The sequence below is a fragment of the Terrisporobacter petrolearius genome (assembly GCF_020748185.1).
GTDB classification, from domain to species: Bacteria; Bacillota; Clostridia; order Peptostreptococcales; family Peptostreptococcaceae; genus Terrisporobacter; species Terrisporobacter petrolearius.
On sequence record NZ_JAHZMO010000048.1, the window covers coordinates 1 to 22,245 of the forward strand.

Annotated in this window: 20 protein-coding genes, 1 riboswitch and 1 other annotated feature; of the genes, 18 read left to right on the plus strand and 2 right to left on the minus strand. The window is 29.3% G+C overall.

Annotated features, from left to right (window positions below; genetic code table 11):
• Window positions 1-146: 146 nt before the first annotated feature.
• Window positions 147-2,072 carry a ferrous iron transport protein B gene (gene feoB, locus K0040_RS17235; RefSeq protein ID WP_228109972.1) on the minus strand — a complete coding sequence of 642 codons (1,926 nt, stop codon included), beginning with the start codon at window positions 2,070-2,072 and terminating at the stop codon, window positions 147-149.
• Window positions 2,073-2,306: a FeoA family protein gene (locus K0040_RS17240; RefSeq protein ID WP_074919583.1), complete on the minus strand. Its 234-nt coding sequence runs from the start codon at window positions 2,304-2,306 to the stop codon at window positions 2,073-2,075.
• A gap of 182 nt (window positions 2,307-2,488) precedes the next feature.
• On the opposite strand from K0040_RS17240, the gene K0040_RS17245 reads away from it, so the two are divergent.
• The 18 genes from K0040_RS17245 to K0040_RS17330 all read left to right on the plus strand — a co-directional run bounded on the left by K0040_RS17245 (window position 2,489) and on the right by K0040_RS17330 (window position 22,069).
• Window positions 2,489-3,004, plus strand: a complete 516-nt coding sequence (locus K0040_RS17245; protein WP_228109973.1) for a Gx transporter family protein — start codon at window positions 2,489-2,491, stop codon at window positions 3,002-3,004.
• 52 nt (window positions 3,005-3,056) lie between these two features.
• Complete coding sequence (locus K0040_RS17250; protein ID WP_228109974.1) at window positions 3,057-3,227, plus strand: aspartyl-phosphate phosphatase Spo0E family protein; 171 nt, start codon at window positions 3,057-3,059, stop codon at window positions 3,225-3,227.
• Window positions 3,228-3,506: 279 nt separating this feature from the next.
• On the plus strand, window positions 3,507-4,181 hold the full coding sequence (locus K0040_RS17255; protein WP_228109975.1) for a mechanosensitive ion channel family protein: 675 nt from the start codon (window positions 3,507-3,509) through the stop codon (window positions 4,179-4,181).
• A gap of 100 nt (window positions 4,182-4,281) precedes the next feature.
• A complete protein-coding gene (locus K0040_RS17260; protein ID WP_228109976.1) occupies window positions 4,282-4,953 on the plus strand; it encodes an MgtC/SapB family protein in 672 nt (223 codons plus the stop codon).
• A gap of 95 nt (window positions 4,954-5,048) precedes the next feature.
• A complete protein-coding gene (gene pepF, locus K0040_RS17265; protein ID WP_228109977.1) occupies window positions 5,049-6,827 on the plus strand; it encodes an oligoendopeptidase F in 1,779 nt (592 codons plus the stop codon).
• Between the two features lie 99 nt (window positions 6,828-6,926).
• Window positions 6,927-8,036 (plus strand): site-2 protease family protein, encoded by a 1,110-nt coding sequence (locus tag K0040_RS17270; protein WP_228109978.1) that lies wholly within the window; start codon window positions 6,927-6,929, stop codon window positions 8,034-8,036.
• Window positions 8,037-8,194: 158 nt separating this feature from the next.
• Entirely contained in the window at window positions 8,195-9,025 is an 831-nt protein-coding gene (locus K0040_RS17275) for a phosphate ABC transporter substrate-binding protein (protein ID WP_228109979.1), read from the plus strand.
• Between the two features lie 235 nt (window positions 9,026-9,260).
• A riboswitch (purine riboswitch) is annotated at window positions 9,261-9,363 on the plus strand.
• Window positions 9,364-9,570: 207 nt separating this feature from the next.
• On the plus strand, window positions 9,571-10,917 hold the full coding sequence (locus tag K0040_RS17280; RefSeq protein WP_228109980.1) for a nucleobase:cation symporter-2 family protein: 1,347 nt from the start codon (window positions 9,571-9,573) through the stop codon (window positions 10,915-10,917).
• A gap of 1 nt (window position 10,918) precedes the next feature.
• On the plus strand, window positions 10,919-11,491 hold the full coding sequence (locus K0040_RS17285) for a xanthine phosphoribosyltransferase (RefSeq protein WP_228109981.1): 573 nt from the start codon (window positions 10,919-10,921) through the stop codon (window positions 11,489-11,491).
• 450 nt (window positions 11,492-11,941) lie between these two features.
• Complete coding sequence (pstC, locus tag K0040_RS17290; protein WP_265588930.1) at window positions 11,942-12,871, plus strand: phosphate ABC transporter permease subunit PstC; 930 nt, start codon at window positions 11,942-11,944, stop codon at window positions 12,869-12,871.
• Between the two features lies 1 nt (window position 12,872).
• On the plus strand, window positions 12,873-13,697 hold the full coding sequence (gene pstA / locus K0040_RS17295; protein WP_228109982.1) for a phosphate ABC transporter permease PstA: 825 nt from the start codon (window positions 12,873-12,875) through the stop codon (window positions 13,695-13,697).
• A 28-nt stretch (window positions 13,698-13,725) separates the two neighbouring features.
• Window positions 13,726-14,490 (plus strand): phosphate ABC transporter ATP-binding protein PstB, encoded by a 765-nt coding sequence (gene pstB, locus K0040_RS17300; protein ID WP_228109983.1) that lies wholly within the window; start codon window positions 13,726-13,728, stop codon window positions 14,488-14,490.
• A 30-nt stretch (window positions 14,491-14,520) separates the two neighbouring features.
• Window positions 14,521-15,177: a phosphate signaling complex protein PhoU gene (gene phoU / locus K0040_RS17305; RefSeq protein WP_228109984.1), complete on the plus strand. Its 657-nt coding sequence runs from the start codon at window positions 14,521-14,523 to the stop codon at window positions 15,175-15,177.
• Between the two features lie 92 nt (window positions 15,178-15,269).
• A complete protein-coding gene (locus K0040_RS17310; protein WP_228109985.1) occupies window positions 15,270-15,608 on the plus strand; it encodes a hypothetical protein in 339 nt (112 codons plus the stop codon).
• A gap of 46 nt (window positions 15,609-15,654) precedes the next feature.
• Window positions 15,655-16,530 (plus strand): FUSC family protein, encoded by an 876-nt coding sequence (locus tag K0040_RS17315; RefSeq protein ID WP_228109986.1) that lies wholly within the window; start codon window positions 15,655-15,657, stop codon window positions 16,528-16,530.
• 73 nt (window positions 16,531-16,603) lie between these two features.
• Window positions 16,604-17,296, plus strand: coding sequence for a polysaccharide deacetylase family protein (locus tag K0040_RS17320; RefSeq protein ID WP_228109987.1), 693 nt, complete (start codon window positions 16,604-16,606; stop codon window positions 17,294-17,296).
• 91 nt (window positions 17,297-17,387) lie between these two features.
• Window positions 17,388-17,648, plus strand: a binding site (T-box leader).
• Between the two features lie 285 nt (window positions 17,649-17,933).
• Window positions 17,934-20,594: a valine--tRNA ligase gene (locus K0040_RS17325; RefSeq protein WP_228109988.1), complete on the plus strand. Its 2,661-nt coding sequence runs from the start codon at window positions 17,934-17,936 to the stop codon at window positions 20,592-20,594.
• Between the two features lie 185 nt (window positions 20,595-20,779).
• Window positions 20,780-22,069: a bifunctional folylpolyglutamate synthase/dihydrofolate synthase gene (locus K0040_RS17330; protein WP_228109989.1), complete on the plus strand. Its 1,290-nt coding sequence runs from the start codon at window positions 20,780-20,782 to the stop codon at window positions 22,067-22,069.
• Window positions 22,070-22,245: the final 176 nt, after the last annotated feature.

Genomic DNA, 22,245 nt, shown 5'->3' on the forward strand with positions numbered 1-22,245 from the left:
TTCTTTATTAGAAAATATTTTTTTGCTCATAATTATTCAACTCCTCTATACCTATTTTTACATAAAAATAAACCCTATACAAGTAAACACTCTTTTTCTAGCGTCTACTGTATAGGGTCCACTTTAATAGATATAGCATTTTTTTATTATTCATTTGTAACTTTTACATGGCATGAACCACTTGATGGACAAGAAGAACAACCACTGCAACCGCCCTTATTGTTTGATTTATTTTTAAACATCCTAAATAAGATAAATGCTGCGGCTAATACGATAGCACCACCCACAACATATTCTATAGAAGCATTATTTCCAAGTATAAGATTTCCGATTACATTTACTAATAAAGCAACTACCCAAGCTAGTATAAATTGATATGATAAAGATATCATCATCATTTTATTTCCGTATTCTTTTCTCATAGTAGCAAGAGCTGCTATACATGGAGTATATAGTGCAGAAAATGCTAAGAATGAAAGTGCTGTAACTCCAGTGAATACAGTAGGTAAAACTTCAGCTAAATTACTACCAAATAAAACTGACATTGTGTTTACCACTATTTCTTTAGCACCAAGTCCTGTAAGTATAGAAACTGAAATTCTCCAGTCAGTAAATCCTAAAGGAGCAAATAATGGAGCTAGTAACTTACCAAATAAAGCTAAGAAACTATGATTAATATTTTCAGTAAATCCATTCAAGTTAAATGATGATAAGAACCATATAACTACGGACATAGCAAACATTACAGTAATAACTCTTATTAAAAATCCTTTAGATTTACTCCAAGTGTTTTTTAATAAAGCTGATAAAGTAGGAACTCTATATTCTGGTAACTCAAGAACAAAAGGCTCTGCTTGAGTTTTATATACCGTTTTATTTAATACTAAAGCAACTAATATTGCTACTACTACTCCTAGTAAATATAAAGATGTAGTAACTACAGCTTTATGTCTTGGGAAGAAGATTGATACGAATAAAGCATATATAGGTAATTTAGCACCACAAGTCATAAGTGGAGAAATTAATGCTGTTATCTTTCTATCTTTTTCACTTTCCAAAGTTCTAGTTGCCATTATTGCTGGAGATGAACACCCAAGTCCCATAACCATAGGTATGAATGCCTTACCAGATAAACCAACTCTATACATTATCCTGTCCATTAAAAATGCTGCTCTTGACATATATCCACTATCTTCAAATAATGATATTCCTAAGAATAAAGTGAAAATTAATGGGAAGAATGGTAAGGTACCAGCTACACCACCAAGAACACCATCAACTATAAGGGATTTAAACCATAAGCTTGAATTAGCTAACATACCATCAACAGGAGTCATTACATAAGCTTCTATTGCTTCTCCAAGCCATTCTTGTAAAGGTCCACCAACCCAATCGAAAGTAAACTTAAATAATAAAAGTAAAATTCCTATGAAAATTGGGTAAGCAAGTATAGGATTAAGAATAACATCATCTATACGATCACTTATTGATTTTTTCTTAATTGAAGGAACTATAGTTGCATCAGATATAATTTCTTCTATTTTTTTATAAGTATCAGTTTCGTTTCCGAAATTTATAGGGTAATTAACTCTAGATTTTGAAGCATTTTCAATTATAGATTTAATATTTTGTAAACCAGTTTTCTTCTTTGCTACTATAGGAAGAATAGTAACATTAAGATTTTTAGCTAGTTTATCATAATCTAATTTTATTCCTTTAGCTTCAGCTAAATCAACCATATTAAGTAAAATAACTATTGGTTTATTATATTTCATAAGTTGAGTAGTAAGATATAAATTTCTGTCAAGGTTGGAAGCATCTACCACATTTATTATTACATCAACATTTCCTTGTTCTAAAAAATCTTTAGATACTTTTTCTTCGTTAGAGAAAGTATCCATGGCATATATACCAGGTAAATCTACTATTTTTATATTATCATCTAAATAGCCTTCCTTTTTTTCAATTGTTACTCCAGGCCAGTTACCTACATATTGATTAGATCCTGTTAATAGATTAAATACAGTAGTCTTACCAACATTGGGATTACCTAATAAAGCTACATTAATCAACTATACCACCTCGCTATCATTTAAGTAGATATTTTTAGCATCAGATTTTCTTAAAGCTAAGTTAAGTCCTCTAAAATTTACTATTATTGGATCTCCTAATGGAGCAATTTTTTTTATTTCTATTTCAGTATTAGCAATACATCCTAAAGCAAGAAGTCTTTTTGCTAATCTTTGGTCACCATCTATATTATTAATTGTGCCGCTTTGGCCAACTTTTAAGTCGTAAACAGTCATCATTAACACCTCCTAATGAGTTTCATTATCAATTAAATTATAACTATATTTAGTTCAAATGTCAATATAATCATAATTTTAATATTATATTTTTAAAAGTCATATAAAAAAATTTAAAATATAGAGGTTTTCAATTATATATTGTATTATAGTATTAGGTTGAAAAGTGGAGATGAAAATTAATGAAAACTAAAAAGATGACATTTTTAGGTTTGATGGTTACATATAGCTTAGTATTATATATATTTGAAACTTATATACCAAATCCATTAATAGCTATTTTCCCAGGAGCCAAGCTGGGTTTATCAAATATAATCACGCTTATATCATTGATAATTTTAGGTGTAAAAGATACTTGTATAATACTAACCGTTAGAATTATATTATCCTCTATTTTTGCTGGACCTATTTCATACTTTTTATTTAGTGTAGGTGGAGCTTATCTAAGTTTAATATGTATGTATTTGACTAGTAAAATAAAAGGTTTTTCTATTATAGGAGTGAGTATTATAGGGGCCATTGGGCATAATATAGGACAATTATTAGTAGCGAGTATAATAGTACAAAATATTAATATGGTTGGGTATTTACCATTCATGCTTATAGCATCTTTGGTTACAGGGATGTTTGTAGGATTAGTATCAAAGTATTGTTGCCTAAAAATTGACAAAATTTTCCGTGAAATTGTTGACAAATAATAACAATTTTTGATAGAATTAAATAAAATACATGTTGATAGTGGTGGTTTTTATGGATAAAAGTGAATTAGAAGCGCTGAAGAAGGAAATTGAAGAAGTAAGAGAGTTAATAAATACTTATATTGAATATCCTGAAATATTTAGGGATGAGCTAGTTGAGTCAAGCAAGAAAATAGATATGTTAATAAATGAATATATAAAACGAGCAAGCGACCCACAGTAATGTGGGTTTTTTTGTATATATTTTGTGATTTTAAATAGGAATTATGAGTATACTAAAGTATAAATATTAAAGCAAATTTTATTTTTGAGTTTATTATAATTTAAAGGTGATTAGATGTTTGTTTCTAAATTAATTCGTAGCATGGTTATTATAATAATCGCTTGCATTTTGTTAAAAATTATACAATTTTCCTTAAAAAGCTTATTTAAAATCACAAAGTTTGACCAGAGATATGAAGATACTCTTTGTAGTGTATTGTGCTCTGTATCATACTATATAATGTTTTGTTTAAGCGTAATATTGATTCTTAGAGAGTTTGAAGTTGTTGATGCAACAGCCTTTGGTTCAATCGTTACTGGAGCTAGTATAGTAGGAATTGTAGCTGGTGTAGCATCTCAAAGTATATTAAAAGACATATTTAATGGATTTTTTATTTTATTTGAAAAGCAAATTCATGTAGGAGATTTTATTGTAATAAATGAAGAATTCAAAGGAAGCGTAGAAGAGGTTGGAATAAGAAGTGTAAGTCTTAGAGATTGGGATTTAAAAAGAATTACCATACCAAATGGTAATATTAATAGTATAAGAAACTATAGTAAAGATGTAATGAGAGTTATTGTTCATGTTAGAGTCTCCTATGAAGAAGATCCTATGAAAGTTTTGGAATCTTTGCAAGAGGTATGTGACATAATGAATGAAAAATATAAGGACTATCTTGTAAAATTAAGACCCTCTAGTTATTTAGGATTTAAAGTATATGGAATAACAGATATAGAAAAAATATCTATAGGTGCAAAATATACAATTACAGGTGTTGTTACTTCTGAAAAATATTTTGCCATATTGAGAGAAGCTAAGTTACAAGTTTTAATTGTACTTAAGAAAAATAATATTAAGATAGGATACCCTACAAATATAAATATCTTATCAAATGAAGATAATATAAATGAGTAATTACAAATCGTAATTACAAATAAAGAATAAAAGCATATACTATACTAATAAGTATATATAACACTTAATAATATTAATATATGATTCTAAGGGGGATGAAATGGGAGACATAATATTAAAAAATCAGGAAATCATCATAAAACTCCTATTAGCAGTTTTGGTAGGTGGTTTTACAGGTTATGAAAGAGAAAAGTCAAATCAGTTTGCTGGTTTTAGGACACATATTTTAGTATCTATTGGATCATGTATTACATCTATTATAGCCCTAGATTTGTTTACTCAGTATAGTGGAGTTAGTACGATGGATCCAGCCAGGCTACCAGCACAAGTATTGTCAGGAATAGGTTTTTTAGGAGCAGGAGCTATATTAAAAAACTCTAATGGAATAAGAGGGCTAACAACTGCAGCAGGCATATGGACTACAGCCTGTATCGGTATAGCTATAGGATATGGCCAATACGTACTTGGAATTACATCATGGATATTAGTAATGGCAACGTTATATGTGTTGAAAAATTTTGATAAGGTAATAGCTAAAAGAAGTCAAACTGTATTGAAAGCAACAATAACAAGTTTAGATGTAACATCTACCATATTCAATACTATTAAAGCCTCTGAAATAGCTATTAAAAATTTTCAAATAATAACTAAATCAGATACCATATGGGAAATTGTATTTTTAATTGAATATGATAGAAGATTAATACTAGATGAACTAATTATACAATTAAAGAATATTAATCATGTAATAAATATGGAATATATAAAGTAATTTTAAGTAAATCAGTATTCTTTTTTGGAAATAATAAAATAAAGTAATCTAATAAGTTATTTGTTAGATGAATAATTTACTAAGGAGTGAAAACAATGGAGAGAAGTGCAGTAGAAAACAAGTTTAAATGGACTATAGATGAAATGTATCCAAATGAAGGAGCTATAGAGAAAGATATACACAAAGTAAAGGAATTAATTGATGATGTAAAAAAATATAAAGGAACTTTAGCTGATAAGGAAGAGAATTTATACAAGGCATTAAATATATCAGAACAAGCATCTAGAATGCTTCAAAATTTATATGTATATACTCATATGAAAAGTCATGAAGATACTAGAATAAATAAAAATCAAGGAAATGCAACTAAAACAGATATGCTATCTACAGAATTATCTATGGCTACTTCTTATATGGTTCCAGAAATAATAGCAATGGATAGTAAAAGGCTAGAAGGTTACTTAAAAAGTGAAAAATTATCTCACTATAAAAAACATGTGGATGAAATATTAAGATTAAAACCACATACTCTAAATGAAAGAGAAGAAGAATTGCTAGCAGCAGTATCTGACTTATCAGGTGTACCAGAAAATATATATGATATGTTATCTTTTGCTGACTTACAATTCCCAGAAATAGAAAATGAAAAGGGAGAAAAAGTTAAAGTAACTCATGAAAATTTTAGTTTATTTTTAAAAAACAAAGATCAAAGAGTGAGAAAAGATGCCTTTGATGCCATGTATTCTGTTTATGGACAATATAAAAATACCTTTGCATCTACTTTATATGGTGGAATAAAAAGTGAAATATTCTATGCGAAAACAAGAAAATACGAATCAGCTCTACAAGGTTCACTATTCCAAGACGATGTTAATGTAGAAGTTTATGACAATTTAATTGCTGCAGTACATGAAAATTTAGATACTTTAAATAAATACACTGGTCTTAAAAAGAAGTTTTTAGGATTAGATAAAATAAACATGTATGATTTATATGTTCCATTAACTGAAAACTTTGATATGAAAATACCTTATGAGAAAGCACAAGAAATCATATTAGAAGCATTAAAACCTTTAGGTGAAGAATACTTAGAAAATGTAAAAAAAGCATTTGGGGAAGGCTGGGTAGATGTATACGGTAATGAAGGAAAACAAGGAGGAGCTTACTCTTGGGGTAGCTACGACTCTAAATCATATATATTACTTAGTTACAAAGACGACTTAAATTCATTATTTACTTTAATACATGAAATGGGTCACTCAATGCATAGTTATTACTCAAAAAATAATCAACCATATTTATATTCAGGATATAAAATATTTGTAGCAGAAGTGGCATCAACTTTAAATGAATTATTATTAATTAACTACTTACTAAAAAATGCAAAATCAAAAGAAGAAAAAGTATACTTACTAAATTACTACTTAGAGCAATTTAGAACAACTGTATATAGACAAACAATGTTTGCTGAGTTTGAAAAAATATGCCATGCAAAAGTTGAAGGTGGAGAACCTCTAACATCAGAAGAATTTACAAATATTTATTATGATTTAAATAAAAAATATTACGGTGAATCTTGCGAAGTAAATGAACAAATAGGATTAGAATGGGCTAGAATACCTCATTTCTTTAGCAATTTCTATGTATATAAATATGCTACAGGATTTTCTGCAGCATCTGCCTTAAGTAAACAAATACTTGAAGAAGGTGAAAATGCAGTGCAAAGATACAAAGAATTCCTAAAGAGCGGTGGTTCAGATTTCCCACTAAACCAATTAAGAAAAGCTGGTGTAGACATGGAGAAAAAAGAATCTGTTGATAAGGCTTTACATGTGTTTAAAGACTTAGTAGACGAATTAGAAAAAGAATTATAATATTAATAAAGAAGGAGCTATTTTCATTAAATATTTAATAAATAGTTCCTTCTTTATATTTTAATGTGATAATAGAAATAAGATATTGGAGGGGAATTTATGAAAAATAAACTAATAAAGATATTACCTTATATTTGTGGAGCCCTAATAGGTTTTTTTGGGGGGGTTATTGGAATTGGACTAAGTATAAATTTAGATTTGAACTGGATTTATCTAATACCTATAGTGATTTTACAAATGATAGTTTTTGTTGTAGTACATGAATTAAGTCATGGTTTTGTTGGGGAGAAAAATGGACTTAAATTTACGGTATTATATCTAGGACCATTTATATTTAAAAGAGAGAATAATAAATTTAAAAAAATTAAAAGTTTTAGTAAGCAATTGGCTTATGCAGGAAGGGCTCAAATTGATAATTTTGAAATATTAAATGAAGAAGATGTTGAGAAAGCAAGAAAAGCATGGGTTAAAGCACTTAAAGCAGGCCCTCTAAGTGATTTAATATTAGGTATTATAACTATATGCACAGGATTAATATTTAAATGGGATTTATTAATTATTTCAACTGTTATAATATTTATTTTTATTAGCATCCCAAGTTATATTATGGGAGATGGTAAGCATGTGAAACTAATTAAAAATGATAAAATTTTTACTGATGTAATATTATATACATATAGTATTGTAGGTAACACACCTATATCTAGGGAGTCTATATCATTTCTATTACAGACTATAGAGAATGATATAGAAAAAGCTAATGTTAATAAAAAGAATTTAATCTCTTTAGCAATAAGTGCTCAAGCTATATATATGGATGCCATATGCAACAATAAAGAAGATTTACCTAAAAATATAAATAAAATAGTTGAAATGACTATAGAAAATAAAAATATATTTTTAAATAAACAAATAGAATCTTCATATTATAAAAGTTTAATTAATGCAGCAATAATGTATGAAGTATTAATTAAAGATAATAAAGAGAGAGTTGTAGATTTTTATAAACATGTAAAAGATGAAAAGCATAATATGCCAGGGGAAAAGCTAGATTTTTATAGAGTTGAGCATTTATTAGGTATTGCCAATAGAAAGGAAGAAATTTTAAATAAAAATCTAATAAATCCTATTTTTAAAGGATGTGAAGGAGTAGAATCTATGGAAAGAATAATAAATGAATCAATACTAAAAAAAACTAGGACTATATAGAATTAATACGGATTTAACAAACTTTACATCTCTTTAATGTATACTTAATACTCCCTTAACACTCCAACTGTATTATTAAATTGTAAGATAAATCAAATTGAGGAAATAAAAATCAAGTAATAATAAAAAGTCTTGGTGTTTAAAAGGAGATTATTGAGATGTTTAAAAAGAAAATAGTGGCATTATTATGTGGGGCAGTAATGGTAAGTGGACTTGTAGTAGGATGCGGTTCAGGAAATTCCTCAGAGGGGGATGCAGCTAAAATAACTATATCAGGATCAACTTCAGTAGGACCAACAATGGAGGTTTTAGCAGAAGCATATCAAAAGAATAATGATGTAAAAATAGAAGTGCAACAAGTTGGATCATCAGCAGGTATAAAAAATACAATAGAAGGAACTTCTAACTTAGGAATGTCTTCAAGGGATTTAAAAGATGAAGAAGCACAAAGTATAGAAGGAACTCAAATAGCAATAGATGGTATAGCAGTTGTAACAAATAAAAATAATAAAGTTCAAGACTTAACAGTTAAGCAAGTTAAAGATATATTTACAGGAAAAATAACTAACTGGAAAGAAGTTGGTGGATCAGATGCACAAATAGTTGTAGTATCAAGAGAAGAGGGTTCTGGAACTAGAGATGGATTCCAAGATATACTAGGATTTGAATCAGAAGAATTAATTAAAGATGCTCAAATATCTGATGGTTCTGGGAATGTTAAATCAATAGTTGAAGGAAATGAAAATGCTATATCTTACATATCTTTTGGATATGTTAAAGATGGTATTAAGTCAGTTAAAATTGATGGTGTAGAAGCTAATGATGATAATGTTGTAGCAAAAAAATATCCAATATCAAGACCTTTCTTAGTAGTAAATAAAAAAGATGCTATGAGTGACGAAGCTAAATCATTTGTTGATTTCATAATGAGTGAAGAAGGACAAAATATAGTAGCTGAAGAAGGATTCATAAAAGCATCAACAAAATAAGCAAGATTCTATAATTGATTATTATATTTAAATAAACCTTAAGTTACGAAAAGCCTAACTGGAAACAGTTAGGCTTTTTGCTTTTATGAATATAGAGATATCTCATATTTATTCCATAATAATAAAAATCTAAACAAAAGTTATAATATATAAATAAAATTAGGAGTCATTTCCATATAAATACAACTGCCTTAATATACAAAAAACTATTTACAAAAAAATTAGATATGGTACAATAAGATAAAATTAAATGACTCGTATATTTGACGGTAATATGGTCCGTAAGTTTCTACCTGCTAACCCTAAATTAGTAGACTACGAGGTATAGTTTAAAGAAATATAAATATAAATTAGCAAAATTAATTTATATTTGTTTTAGGATAAACACCTCGATATTTATATCGAGGTGTTTTTGTTTTAACTTAAGCAAGATGGTAGCCTAAAATTTTATGGTGATTACCCAGTGGCTCAAGGGAAGCAAATTTCTTATAAAACTATTAGAAACTGAGTCATAAACACAAAATAAAATAACGGGAGATAGTGTTATGAGTTCATCAAATATAAAACAATTAAACAATTTAAAGTATGGTGTTGAAGATAATCCCAGCTTGGCTACGAAAATTCTTCTAGGGTTTCAGCATATATTTGCAGCATTTGGAGGTATTATAGTCGTTCCCTTAGTAATATCTAGTGCATTAGGATTTGATGCTAATATGTCAACAGCTGTAATTAGTGCATCTATATTAGCGGCAGGTATAGCCACAATAATCCAAGGAAAAGGAGTCGGTAAAATAGGATCTAGAGTCGCATGTATCATGGGAACAGATTTTACTTTTGTATCACCAGCCATATCAGTAGGTTCTGTACTGGGAATGCCAGGAATAATAGGAGCAACAATTTTAGGAGCATTTTTTGAAATTATATTAAGTTATTTTATAAAGCCTTTAATGAAGTTATTCCCACCAATAGTAACAGGTACGGTAGTTTGTTTAATAGGACTTACGTTACTGCCAGTATCAATGGACTGGGCAGCTGGAGGAGTAGGAACATCTGATTATGGTAGTTTAGTAAATGTATCAATATCAATGATAGTTATGATGATTACTTTACTTTTAAATAGATATGGAAAAGGAATGTTAAGTAGTGCATCAGTACTTATAGGAATGGTTGTAGGATATATAATTTGTATACCTCTTGGGAAAGTTGATTTTTCATCAGTATCACAAGCAAACTTTATAGCAATACCACAAATATTGCAATATGGAATTACTTTTGATTTAAAAGCTTTAATAGCATTTTTACCAGGATATTTTGTTGCAACAATAGGTACAGTAGGATGCTTAAAAGCTATAGGCGAAGTATCTGACGTAGATATGGATGACAAAAGAGTTGGATCAGGAGTATTAGCTGATGGTGTAGGAAGTGTGATTGGTGGATTTGTGGGAGCATTCCCAAATACATCTTTCAGCCAAAATGTAGGATTAATACCATTAACAAAGGTGGCAAGTAAACATGTAGCAATAATGGCAGGTATATTATTAGTTATACTTGGTTTATTTCCTCAATTTGCAGCTTTAATAAATGGAATACCACAGCCAGTTCTTGGTGGTGTTGGTATAGTAATGTTCGGTACTGTGGCAGCAGCAGGAATAAAAACATTAAGTACAGTAGAAATAAATGATAGAAACTTATTAATAATAGCAACTTCTATAGGTCTTGGACTTGGGGTTACTTTCAGACCGGACTTTATATCACAATTACCAGAAGGATTACAAATGATATTTTCTTCAGGAATATCAACTGGTACAATAGTGGCTTTACTTTTAAATATAATACTTACAGAAGATAAAAATGAAAAAAATAATAAAGAATTAGATAGAGAGGCAATGTAAAATGAAAGAATTAAAAGATAGAATATTAAAAGATGGAAGAGCATTAAATGAAACAGTTCTTAAAGTGGATTCATTTTTAAATCATCAAGTAGATGCAAAATTAATGTATGAAATGGGAACTTATTTCAAAGAATATTTCAGAAATCATGGAATAACAAGAATACTTACAATAGAAAGTTCAGGAATAGCACCGACTGCTATGACAGCTCTTCAAATGGAATTACCAATGGTAACTTTAAAGAAACAACAATCCAAAATACTAAATGGAGAAGTTTATCAAACAACAGTACACTCATTTACAAAAGATATGAATTACGAATTAACTTTATCTAAAAACTACATTAATGATAATGATAAAGTTCTTATAATAGACGATTTCCTAGCAAATGGAGAGGCAGCTTTAGGAGCAGCTAGACTGGTAGAAGAAGCAGGAGCAACTGTTGCTGGAATAGGAATAGTTATAGAGAAGTCTTTCCAAGTTGGAAGAGGAAAATTAGAATCTAAAGGATATGATGTTTATTCTTTAGCTAGAGTAGGTAAACTAGGAAAAGACTTAATCGAGTTTTTAGATTAATAATACAAGTTACAAATGATTTACCTTAAAGTAAAAAACTTAACATGAGTAACATTGTTTTAGGAGAAATAATACAAAATCAGTATTATTTCTCCTTTTTTATTTATTAGGATATTATAGTACTTTTATATTTGTGGAAAGCTTATACATTTTTGTATTATAAATACGTTTCTAGAAGAGTAAAAAGTGAATTTTGAGCAAGGTCGTTGCCTAAAATTTCATAGGGCTCACCAAGAGGCTTAAAGTAGTAGCAAAATGATTAGCCAACAAGTTGCTTAAAGGCATCTCGTTGGCGGTATGAAGTGCTTCCCTGGCACGTCGCTCAAGGGTCGCGAATTTTACATAGACTTAACCTAAATCTAATATATATTTAACCTTTTAAATGTATTATTAAATTGTAGAAATACAAAATACATTTAAATAAATTGAAAGAATAAAGGGGGAAATGTTTTGATTAATCAACAGATTACAGGAAAAAATCAAATCGTCACCAAAGATAAAAATAAAAAGAACAATAATAGAAAATATTTAATAGAGAATATATCAAGTAAAGTATTTATGATAAGTGCATCAATATCCGTAATAAGTTTGCTATTGATTATAGGATTCGTATTTTATAAAGGTTTGACGCCATTTTTGTTTAAAGGATATTCATTTGTAGACTTTCTAACGGGAACAGACTGGTTACCAAACTCAAATAAATTTGGTGTTGCTCCAATGATAGTAGCGTCTATAGTAGCTACAATGGGATCTTTAATAATAGGAGTTCCAATAGGAATATTTACAGCAGTATTTTTAGCTGAGATAGCACCAAAGCCTGTGCAAAAGATTATATCACCAGCAGTAGAATTACTTGCAGGAATACCTTCTGTATTATATGGATTATTTGGTTTAGCATTTATAGTACCTAATATTCAAAAATTATTAAATTTACCAAAAGGACAAAGTTTATTAGCAGTAATACTAGTTTTAGCAATAATGATGTTACCAACAATAATTTCAGTGTCACAAACTGCAATAAAGGCAGTACCAAAAGCTTATAAAGAAGGATCATTGGCACTTGGAGCATCAAAAATAGAAACTATTTTTAAGGTTGTTTTACCAGCATCAAAATCAGGAATACTTGCAGCGGTAGTACTAGGAATAGGTAGAGCTATAGGGGAAACAATGGCAGTAATATTAGTTGCAGGAAACTCACCTATTATACCTACTTCTATTGTAGATGGTGTAAGACCTTTAACTACAAATATAGCTCTTGAAATGGGATATGCATACGGAACGCATCAAGAAATGCTATTTGCTACAGGTGTTGTATTATTCATGTTTATACTAATACTTAATCTAGTATTAAGAAAACTTACTAGTAAGGGAGAGCAGTAAGATGAGAAAAATTAAAGATAATTTTTTAAGCTTCCTATTATATCTATCATCATTTGTGACAGTGGGATTGTTAGTACTAATAGTAGGATTTATATTTGTTAACGGAATTAAAGGAATTAACTTGAGTTATATATTTAGTGATTATTCAGCATCGAGAGATGGTGGAATTTTACCAATGATAGTAAGTACGGTATACATGGTAGTAATAGCCATAGTTATAGCAACTCCAATAGGTATTTTGTCAGCAATATATCTTAATGAATATGCGAAAAAAGGAAAGATAGTAGAAATAATAAGATTTGCTACAGAATGTTTAGCAGGGATACCATCAATAATTTATGGTTTATTCGGGGGAATATTCTTTGTTGTAACATTGAAAATGCAATACTCAATAATTGCAGGAGCTTTAACAGTAGCAATAATAATACTTCCTGTAATCATAAGAACAACAGAAGAAGCTTTAAAAACAGTGCCAAATGAATTTAGAGAAGGATCATTGGCAATGGGGGCTACAAAGTTTCAAACTTTATATAAAGTTATAATACCAAGTGCACTTCCAGGAATATTATCAGGAGTTATATTATCAATAGGACGTGTAATTGGTGAATCAGCAGCTGTATTATTAACAGCAGGAACAGTTGCTAGTATGCCAACAAGTATATTTGACAGTGCTAGAACATTAACAGTTCACTCATATCTTTTAACAAAAGAAATGGGAGATATAAGCGGAGCCGCTAGTGTAGGTATAGTGTTAATCATAATAGTATTAATTTTAAATACAAGTACGAAGTTAATTGCTAAAAAGTTAAGTAAGGGTAACATATAGTTGGCATGATATAAAAGGAGATAATAAGATGAGTATAAATGATTCAAATAAATTAAGTGTTAAAGATTTAGATTTATTTTATGGAGAAAAACAAGCTTTAAATAAAATAAATATGGACATAAAACCTAATAAAGTTACTGCTTTAATAGGACCATCAGGATGTGGTAAATCAACTTTTTTAAGAACTTTAAATAGAATGAACGACTTAATAGAAGATGTTAAAATAAAAGGTGTAGTAAAAGTTGATGGTGATGATATTTACAAAACTAATGATGTAATAAAGCTAAGAACAAAGATAGGTATGGTATTTCAAAAACCAAACTTATTTCCAATGAGTATATATGACAATGTGGCTTATGGTCCTAGAGTACATGGAATAAAAGATAGAAAAACTTTAGATAAAATAGTAGAAGAAAGTTTAAAAGGAGCAGCTATTTGGGAAGAAGTAAAAGATAGATTAAAATCTCCAGCCCTTGGTTTATCTGGAGGACAGCAACAAAGAGTATGTATAGCAAGGACTATAGCGATGAAACCAGATGTAATCTTAATGGATGAACCAACTTCAGCTCTTGACCCTATATCTACAGCAAAAGTTGAAGAGTTAATCTTTGAATTAAAGAAAGACTATACTATTGTAATAGTTACTCATAATATGCAACAAGCAGCTCGTATATCAGATGAAACAGGATTCTTTTTAAATGGTGAACTAATAGAGTATAATAATACTAAGGAAATATTCACTATACCATATGATAAGAGAACAGAGGATTATATTACAGGAAGATTTGGTTAAGATTAATTATTTAAGAAAGAGGGGCGAATAATGGTTATTACTAATTTAGACATAAGTATTCAATCTCTTAAAGAGTATACTTTAAGGATGATTGAAAAGTGCCAGGATTCTGTTGATTTATCAGTAGAATATATGATAAAGAAAGACATGAAAAGCACAAAAAAAATAATTAGAGAAGATGATGATATTGATATACTAAGGGAGTATATAAGAGATAGAAGTATAGAACTTATGGCCTTAAAACAACCTTTAGCTAGGGACTTAAGATATATTTATGCTATTTGTGATATATCTACAGAATTAGAAAGAATAGGTGACTATGCAGCTAATATTTGTAGGGAAAGTTTAGAAATAGGTGAAGAACCATTTATAAAAGAGTTAATAGACATAACTATAATGAAAGAAATTTGCTGTGAAATGCTGAAAGATTTATGGGTTGCATTAAAAGATGATAATGCAAATTTAGCTTATGAAATAGCTCAAAAAGATAGTGAGATAGATTTGTTATATGAAAGAGTAAGACAAGATTGCTTGCAAGTTATGCACAGTGATCCAGAAAAAAATATTAATCAAGGAATGAGATTAGTATTTATAGGTAGATATCTTGAAAGAATTGGTGATCATATAACTAATATATGTGAAAAAATTATCTATGCTAAAAATGGCGAGATGATAGAAATTGGATAGATTTTAAAAAATAAAACTGTTTAAAAGCAGCTTTATTTTTTTTTAGCATATATTTTTATAAAGAGATAAATAAAAATATATGAGGTGATTAAATGAGTAACTACTATGAATATTGTAGGAGTTTATCTATAAATTATTATCCTAAAATTTATAATGACATTATTATTGAAATAAAAAAATTACTTAAAGAAACTCCTACAAGTGTTATGTTACCATTTCCAAGTAGAGATGATTTTGATGATTTAGTTAATAAAGTTTACTTAGGATATAAAGAAAAAGTTTACAAAGATATGAATGAAGGTGAAATTTATTATATTCATTTTTGTAATGATGATTTAACTAGAGTAATAAAAGATTTAATATCAATACTTCTTATTAATATTTTGTTAGATAATAGAAAAATGTTAAAAAATTATCCATGTTATTACTAAATATATTATACTAGGTAAGGACAAATGACATGGGTGGAGGAAAGAAATGCGGTTACAAAATATTATAGGCATGAGGACTATAAAGACAGGAATAGCAGTTATGTTGTGTTGTATATTAACTAGGTTTGCCGTAGACAATATGTTTTACTGTGCTATAGCGTGTGTAGTGACTATGCAAGACACTATAAAGACATCTTTTAAAATGGGAACACAAAGAGTGTTTGGTACATTAATAGGAGGGTTAATAGGTTTTTTGCTTGTATTAATATCTCCAGCAAATCCAGTATTATGTGGAATCGGAATTATGCTAGTTATAAAATGCTGCAATATGTTTAAGTTGTCTTCTTTAGTAGTATCAAGTGTTACATTTTTATCTTTATATTTAGGATATGTTGATAGGGCGCCCTTACTTTATTCTATTCAAAGAATAATAGATACATCCATAGGAGTTATTATGGGACTTATTATTAATTATAGTGTGGCAAGGCCGAATTATTATGATAACACTATAAATGAATTTGAAAAAATCAAATCCCTATGCGAAGAAAGCTTAAGAAATATAGTAATTGGTAAGAGAGATTTACAACTTGATAGTATTGAAAATAAGATAAAAACTTCAGAGACAATTTACTCAAAGCTTATAGATGAATTAAATTATAGTAAGGGTAGCTTTAATTTAGACATTATAGATAAATCCTTAGATTTATGCAGACAAATATTTTTCCACATAAAATCTATAGAATTACTAGAAAAAGAATTATTTTTAACTAAAGATAATTATAAAAGATTAAAAAAGCTTTATAAAAATGAACAAATTTTATTGCAGGTTAATGAAGATGAAAGTCCTGTATTTAACTTTCACTTAAATAAAGTAATAGAAAAAACAAACCTACTAGAAGAATTAATAGAACCAAATTGTTAGTTATAGTTTGCATAAAAGTATAAGATAAAGGAAACAATTATTGTATAAAATATAATTAAAGAAGTGACTATATATGATGAGACTAAGAAAAAACATAGTAATAAAATCATTTATTTTTTTTATTTTAATTACAGTAAATATTTTAGGATTTAGCAACAAATTAGTTAGTTTTGCAGAAGGTAAAAAAATTGCATATATAACATTTGATGATGGGCCGTCCAAGTATACTAGGCAAATAATTGATATCTTAGATGACAATAATGTTAAAGGCACATTCTTTATGATAAACGATAATATGATAGTATTTAAAGATGATGTCAAAAAGATGACTTCAGAAGGTCACGGAACTGGGTTTCATGGAGTAACTCATGATATAAACGAATTATATAAAACTGAAGATTCAGCTATAGAAGAGTTTAGAACCTGCAATAGAACATTTTATAAGATAACAGGGCAAACATCAAGGTTAGTAAGAATACCATTTGGTAGTAAACCGTATATGGTAGAAAGTATTTATAAAAAATTTATTGATGAAGGCTATTTACTTTGGGATTGGACCCTTGACACAGAGGACTGGAAATCATCAGAGGACCAAATAGTAAGTAACATATTATATTATGCAAGAGAAAGAGATGAAGTGGTAATATTATTACATGAGAATCAAAGAACAGTAGACTGTTTAAATAATATTATAGACATATTGAAAGAAAGAGGATACGATATAAGACCTATTACTCATGATGTAAAACCTAAAAATTTCTGGTAAGGTTTTGGCAACATAGAATAATATATAATTAAATTGACAATAATCATGGAAATTAGTTATAATAAATATTAATAATAATCTAATAAAAAATATAAAAACTATGAAAAAGAGGAGTATGTAAATACACTACAAGAGAGGAAAATTAATAGCTGAAAGATTTTCTTAGTAAATGTTTACAGAAGGTAGCTTTGGAGTTTCTAAGCTGAACTAATAGTAAGTTTAGACGGTGGGAATCGTTAAAATCTATTAAGAGCCTAGAATTAGCTAAGTGTTTTTATAAAATTAATTACACCATATGAGCAAAGCGAATTTTATGGAATTAAGGTGGTAACGCGAGCTTTTCGTCCTTATATATAGGATGAAGAGCTCTTTTTATATTTAAGGATATTATAGATTATCTGGTTTAATTTATAATATTTACTACTTCAAATGGAGCAAGGTCGTTGTCTAAAATTTCATGGCGCCCACCTAGTAGCCTAAAGCGATAGCAAAACGATGCAAACATGTTGCTCAAAGGCATCTCGTTGGCGACATGAAGTATAGCACCCACACAGCGACTTAAGCGAAGGGAATTTTATAATCATAAATGCAAATTAATTTGCAAAAATATATTAATAATAACAAGGAGGAAACAAGGATGGAAATAAAAAACTTATCGAAAACTTATGATCCAAAAGACTTTGAAAAAAGACTATATGATGAGTGGTTAGACAAAGGTTACTTCAAATCAAGCCCAAATCCTGATAAGAAACCTTACTGTATAGTTTTACCACCACCAAATATAACAGGGCAATTACATATGGGGCATGCTCTTGACCATACATTACAAGATGTTCTTATAAGATGGAAACGTATGGATGGTTTTGAAACTTTATGGCAACCAGGAACTGACCATGCTTCTATAGCAACAGAAGTTAAAGTTGTTGAAAGAATAAAAGCACAAGAAGGAAAAACTAAGTACGAATTAGGAAGGGAAGAATTCCTAAAGAGAGCTATGGACTGGAGAAATGAATTTGGTAGAAAAATAGTAGACCAAATGCAACAATTAGGAGACTCTTGTGACTGGGATAGAGAAAGATTTACAATGGATGAAGGATGTAATGAAGCTGTTACTGATTTCTTCATAAAACTTTATGAAAAAGGTCAAATATACAGAGGAAACAGAATAATAAACTGGTGTCCGGATTGTAAAACTACACTATCAGATGCTGAAGTTGAACATGAAGAAAAAGATGGAAACTTCTATCACATAAAATACTTCTTAAAAGACAGTGACGATTTCTTAGAAATAGCTACAACTAGACCAGAAACTATGCTTGGAGATACAGGTATAGCTGTAAATCCAGAAGATGAAAGATACACTCACTTAGTAGGGAAAACTGCAATACTTCCAATAGTAGGAAGAGAGCTTCCAATAGTAGCAGATGACTATGTTGATAAAGATTTCGGTTCTGGAGCTGTTAAAATGACTCCTGCTCATGACCCTAACGATTTTGGTGTTGGTCAAAGACATAACTTAGAAGAAATCAACGTTATGAACGAAGATGGAACTATGAATGAACTTGCTGGTAAATACCAAGGTATGGACAGGTATGAGTGTAGAAAACAATTAATGAAAGATTTAGAAGAAGCAGGATATGTTATAGCTGTTAAAGATCATCCACATGCAGTTGGTACTTGTTACAGATGTCATACTATAATAGAACCAAGACTTTCTGAGCAATGGTTTGTCAAAATGGATGAATTAGCAAAACCTGCTATAGATATATTAAAATCAAAAGAATTAGAGTTTGTACCAGAAAGATATGACAAAACATATTTACAATGGTTAGAAAATATAAGAGACTGGTGTATTTCTAGACAGTTATGGTGGGGTCACCAAATACCTGCTTACTACTGTCAAGAATGTGGTGAAGTAATAGTAGCTAAAGAAAAACCAGAAGCATGTAAATGTGGATGCTCTGACTTAAAGCGAGATGAAGATGTACTAGATACATGGTTCTCATCTGCTTTATGGCCTTTCTCAACATTAGGATGGCCTAATAACACTGAAGAATTAGAATACTACTATCCAACTAACGTACTTGTTACTGGATACGATATAATATTCTTCTGGGTTGTAAGAATGGCATTTGCAGGAATGTTCTGTATGAACGAAAAACCATTTGACCACGTATTAATACATGGACTTGTTAGAGATTCTCAAGGTAGAAAAATGAGTAAATCTTTAGGAAATGGTATAGATCCACTTGAAGTAATAGACCAATACGGAGCTGATGCTTTAAGATTCATGTTAGTAACTGGAAACTCTCCAGGAAACGATATGAGATTCTACATGGAAAGAGTTGAAGCATCTAGAAACTTTGCTAATAAATTATGGAATGCATCTAGATTTGTATTTATGAACATAGATGAAGAAATAATGAATGGAGTAAATAGAGAATCTGTTAAGGCTAACTTAACAATAGCAGATAAATGGATAATATCTAGAGCAAACAATGTTGTTAAAGAAGTTATAGACAACATGGACAAGTTTGATTTAGGTATAGCAGCACAAAAAATCTACGATTTTGCGTGGACAGAGTACTGTGACTGGTATATAGAAATAGTTAAACCAAGATTATACGGAGATGATGTTCAAGCTAAGAAAGCTGCTCTATACACTCTAACTTATGTTCTTGAAACTATATTAAAATTATTACATCCATATATGCCTTTCATAACAGAAGAAATATACACTTATCTTCCAACTGTAGAAGGAAGCATAGTTATAGCTAACTGGCCTCACTACAAAGAAGAAGATAATATGGCAAGTGAAGAAGAAATGATGGAACTTGCTATGGATGGTATAAGAAATATAAGAAACGCTAGAGCTGAAATGGATGTTCCACCATCTAAGAAAGCTAAAGTAATAATAGTTCCAATAAAAGATAAAAAACCAGCTGTAGAAGCTACTAGAGAGTACTTTGTAACTCTAGCATCCGCTTCAATGGTAGAAATAGCTGACAATGAAAATAACATCCCAGAAGATGCTGTATCAGTTGTTATAGATGGAGTTAAAATATTTATACCACTTGATGAATTAGTTGACTTCCAAAAGGAAAAAGAAAGATTAACTAAAGAAAAAGCTAAATTAGAAGGCGAAATAAAAAGAGTTAACGGGAAACTTTCTAACCAAGGTTTCTTAGCTAAAGCACCAGAAAGCTTAGTTAACGAAGAAAAAGCTAAAAAAGAAAAATTCGAAGAAATGATGAAATCAGTTGTTGAAAGACTTGAAAATATAGAATCAAAGTTATAATCTAAAGAAGGTCATGTTTATAAGTTTTATAGACATGGCCTTTTAAATTGTAAGGATTTTATAATTTTTTCTCAAATTATGTGATAAACCTCAAAATGTATTATAATAAACTATAGATACTTAAATTATGAAAAAATAAAGCAAGATTACGTATAAATACTTAATTTAGTTGAGGGGGAAGAAAAATGAATTACCAAGAGGCACTGGAGTTTATTGAAAAATCTCATAAATTTGGAATGAGATTAGGCTTAGAGAATACTTTTAAGTTATTAGAATTATTAGGAAATCCACAAGATAAGCTTAAATTTATTCATGTGGCAGGGACTAACGGAAAAGGTTCTGTATGTTCTTTTATTTCAAACACATTAAAGGAGCAAGGATACAAAGTAGGTCTTTACACATCTCCATATTTGGAGACTTTTACAGAAAGAATAAGACTTAATGGAAATAATATTCCAGAGGAAGATGTGGCAAGAATAATTACTATAATGAAAGAAAAAATTGAGCAAATGGCTTCACAAGGACATGCATATCCTACAGAATTTGAGATAGAAACTGCTATGGCATTTTATTATTACTATGAACAACAAGTTGATTATGTAGTTCTTGAAGTGGGCTTAGGAGGAAGATTTGATGCTACAAATGTAATCAAATCACCACTTGCCAGTGTAATAGTATCTCTTAGTTTAGACCACATAGGAATTCTTGGTGATACATTAGGAAAAATTGCTTATGAAAAAGCAGGAATAATAAAAGAAGATAGTGTTGCAGTTGTTTATAAACAAAAACAAGAAGCAGAAGAAGTAATAAAAAATGTATGCAAAGAAAAAAACACTAAATATGTAGAGGCTAATTTTGAACATTTAGTAATTAAAAAGTCTGACATAAATTCACAAGTATTTGATTGCACAATACTAGGTGAGAAATTTGAAAATATGGAAATAAGCCTAATAGGAGAGCATCAAGTAAATAATGCAGTATTAGCGTTAACAGTAATAAAAGTATTGAGAGAAGAGAGAAAAGTGGAAATAAGTTATGATGCTATAAGAAAAGCATTCTTAAATACTAGATGGCCAGGTAGAATCGAAAAAGTAAAAGACAATCCAACGTTTATAATAGATGGAGCTCACAATGAAGATGGAGCAAGATCTTTATCTAAAACTTTAGAAAAACATTTTAGTGGGAAAAAAATGACTTTACTAATAGGAATGTTAAAAGATAAGGATATTGACGGGGTTCTTGAAATACTGATGGACAAGTTTGATAAAGTTATTACAACTACACCAGATAGTGATAGATCCATGAGTTGTGAAGAGTTAAAAGAAAAAATAGAAAAATATGTTCCAAATGTTATTGCTATTGGAAATATAGATGATGCAGTAAAGTATGCTCTAGATAATGCTTCAGAAGATGAAATAATAATCTCAGCAGGATCTTTGTATATGATAGGACATGTTAGAAAAATATTTAAATAATAAAAAAAGGTGGTTAAATTGCTTAACCGCCTTTTTAATGTTTATAAAGGGGACTGTAGGTAGATTTGTGTAAAACAAACTTACCTACAGTCTTTTTTGTATGTAAAACTGGTAAGTTTGGAATAATATTCATATTAAACTTTTGGAGGTATTAAAATGAAAAATAAAAAAGAAAT